3 protein-coding genes are annotated in these 3,205 nt (G+C 41.0%); all 3 read left to right on the forward strand.

Annotated elements, in window-relative coordinates; genetic code table 11:
• Positions 1 to 571, forward strand: a 571-nt coding sequence (locus F6K57_RS40955; RefSeq protein WP_293074766.1) for a hypothetical protein, incomplete at its 5' end; no start/stop codon positions are given.
• Between the two features lie 81 nt (positions 572 to 652).
• A complete protein-coding gene (locus F6K57_RS40960; RefSeq protein ID WP_075900367.1) occupies positions 653 to 2,092 on the forward strand; it encodes an MOP flippase family protein in 1,440 nt (479 codons plus the stop codon).
• Positions 2,093 to 3,205, forward strand: a 1,113-nt coding sequence (locus F6K57_RS40965; RefSeq protein ID WP_293074770.1) for a glycosyltransferase, incomplete at its 3' end; no start/stop codon positions are given. It lies immediately after the preceding gene.

Consider the following 3,205-nt stretch of genomic DNA (forward strand, 5'->3'; position numbering starts at 1 on the left):
ATCTGAAGTTGGTATTAAATGTTGTAACCAACTTCTCTCAAGCGACATATTAAAATATTTTTGTGTTGGCGAGCTTAAATCATTACAATTGGAATCCTTATACCTCTGTGCCGATGGATTAAAAGACTCACATACTCTTGTCAACACTAATATTGTTGACTCTCCACATTTTGATTTAATGAAAAATCTTAAAAATAACAAAGATGTCATGGATTCTAGTTATGTAAAAAGAGTGAATAGAGGAATATTAGATTTTCGATCACCTCGCAAAGTCAACCATAATTATATAGCATTTCTCAAAACAAAATATCAAGAAAAAATGAATTCAATAAAAATTGGTAATTATGAACCAATCAAAGTATTTAATGTTGATGGGCGATACTTTATTGCTGATGGAAAGCATACCGCCGCTTGTTGTGCTCTAATAGGTGTCGAAGCAAAAGTCATTCATCTTTCCAAAGTAATATACGATAGTTTCTGGATTTGGGTTTATAAAAAAATGCTAAAAAACAGCAATGAATACAAAAAGAACATTGAATTTTTCAAGTCTGCTCTTAGAGATTATGCCTAGCTGGTAGTAATTTTTAAGTGAGACGTACATCTGTTGAATAAGTTGAATAAATAGTCAAAGAGCTTTGCAGAGGAAGATTTAATGTCCCTTAAACGAGTTGCCACATCTGGAGTAAAGTGGTCTTTAGTGTCCCAAGTCGGGCGGCAGGTGATGCAGTTTGTCACTACTGCTATCCTTGCCCGCCTACTCTCACCTTCTGATTTTGGCTTACTGGGCATGGCGATGATTGTGATCGCATTTATAGACCTGTTTAAGGATTTGGGCACCTCATCAGCAGTAATTCAGCGGAAAAATATTTCTGATGCACTTTTGCATAGCCTCTTTTGGATCAATGTAGCCTTGGGAATCTTAGGGATATTTGTTATCTTTGTTATCTCACCACTGGCTGCCAGTTTTTATCAGGAACCGAGGGTCACTTCAGTTCTGAGATTCCTCTCATTGAACTTTTTTATTTCTGGTATCAGCATCTTACAGAAAGCCATTTTAGAAAAAAATTTAGCATTCAATACCTTAGCCAAAATAGAAATTTGTGCGATCGTGTCTGCTTCCTTCGTTGGCATTGGTTCAGCTCTTCTAGGATTTGGGGTATGGAGCTTGGTCTACCAATCATTAGTATTAGTGACAGTAACAACAGTTATGCTTTGGGCTGCCACTAGCTGGAGACCAAAAATGATTTTTGATTGGAGTGAGGTCAAAGATGTTAGTAGTTACAGCTTGAATTTAACCGCAGCTAGTATCTGGCGCTATTTTAAGAGAAATGCAGACTACCTCCTAATTGGACGAGTTTTAGGAAGCCAAGACTTGGGATACTACACCTTGGCATATCGCATCATGCTTTACCCCTTGCAGAATATCTCTCATGTGATTGCTCGGGTGATGTTTCCTGTATTTTCCCAAATACAAGATGACAATGCAAAATTTAGAAGTGCCTATCTCAAAGTTATCGGTTTAATTGCTCTGATTTCTTTTCCAATGATGGTTGGTCTTTGGGTAGCTGCTGAGCCCTTTGTTCTGACATTACTTGGGTCACAGTGGCAGCCTGTCATTTTGCTACTGATGATTCTGGCTCCTGTAGGAATGGAGCAATCTCTGGGAACAACAGTAGGCACAATCTATAAGGCGAAAGGTCGTCCAGACCTTCAGTTTCGATGGGGAATTGTTTCTGGAATATTGATACTTACTGCTTTCGTGATCGGTTTGCAATGGGGGATTGTTGGGGTTGCAGTTGCCTACGTGATCGCGTCTTTTCTTTGGTGTTACCCAAGTTTTAATATTCCTTTTAGTCTCATTCATTTACGGATGCGTGACTTTGGGGCAGTGCTTTGGCGACCACTTGTTGCTAGTCTCCTAATGCTACTTGTGCTTGTAGGGCTGAAGTTTTTGTTACCCACCGGTCTAGCTAGTGGCTGGGTGTTAGGCATACTGATACCTATAGGAGGTATTTCTTACCTGTTGGCAAGCTGGTGTATCAATCGAGAACAGATACAGCAATTATTAGTCATGGTAGGGCTAAATAAATAAATGAGTATTCAGCTATTGGACAAGAGAAAAATTAAGGTTATTCATAGCTATCCCTTCTGGCTACCACAGACGCAAACTTGGATGTATAACCAAGTTCGCTACTTGCCTGATGAAGTAGAAAATCATATTGTCTGCGAACGCACAGAAAATTTGGAGCAGTTTTGGCTACCCAATATCCACACACTGAGTGATAGTTCCAAATGGCGCTATTTCTGGGATAAGGGTGTGCGCAAACTACAGTTTCGCCGTCACCTGGGATTTTTAGTAGAAGTTGCCAAACGGCAAGGTGCAAGCATTTTGCATTCTCATTTTGGTGATATTGGTTGGGGAGATCTAGATGCAGCGAAGCTAGCAGGACTTAGGCAGGTAGTGACTTTCTACGGTTGGGATGTTAATTCCTTGCCTAAAAGTAGCCCCCACTGGCAGAAAAGATATCAGGAACTGTTTGCCAAGGTAGATAGAATTCTCTGCGAGGGCCCCCATATGGCACAGTGCATCATTAATCTAGGATGCCCAGCAGATAAAGTTAAAGTTCAGCATCTGGGCATTAGTATCGAGGAAATTCCCTTTAAGCCCAGAGTCTGGAATACTGGTGAGCCTCTGCGTGTACTTATTGCGTCATCATTCACAGAAAAGAAGGGTATCCCCTACGCCCTAGAAGCCTTGGGGCAACTACAGCATCAGGTTTCTCTAGAAGTCACTATTATTGGGGATGCCAATAGTCAAGCCAGAAATCAGGCTCAAAAGAAAAAAATTCTAGCAACTATCGAGAAGCACAATCTCCAGTCAAAAGTTCGCCTGCTTGGCTATCAACCGCATAAAGTTTTATTTGAAGAAGCCTATAAGCATCATATCTTTCTCTCCCCCAGCGTCACAGCGAGTGACGGCGATACTGAAGGGGGCGCACCGGTATCTCTAATTGAAATGGCTGCTACAGGAATGCCCATTGTTAGTACCAAGCACTGTGACATTCCTGAAGTAATTATTGATGGTGTTACAGGTTTACTCGCAGAGGAACGAGATGTAGAGGGGCTGGTGACTCATTTACAACATTTAGTGGCTCATCCTAAGCAATGGTATGACCTAGTTCAGGCAGGGCGCAAGCATATAGAA

The organism is Moorena sp. SIO4A5, from assembly GCF_010672005.1.
Taxonomy (GTDB): Bacteria; Cyanobacteriota; Cyanobacteriia; order Cyanobacteriales; family Coleofasciculaceae; genus Moorena.

Coding starts and splice junctions, on each gene's coding strand:
- F6K57_RS40960 (WP_075900367.1), top strand. CDS start 653: ATGTCCCTTAAACGAGTTGCCACATCTGGAGTAAAGTGGTCTTTAGTG.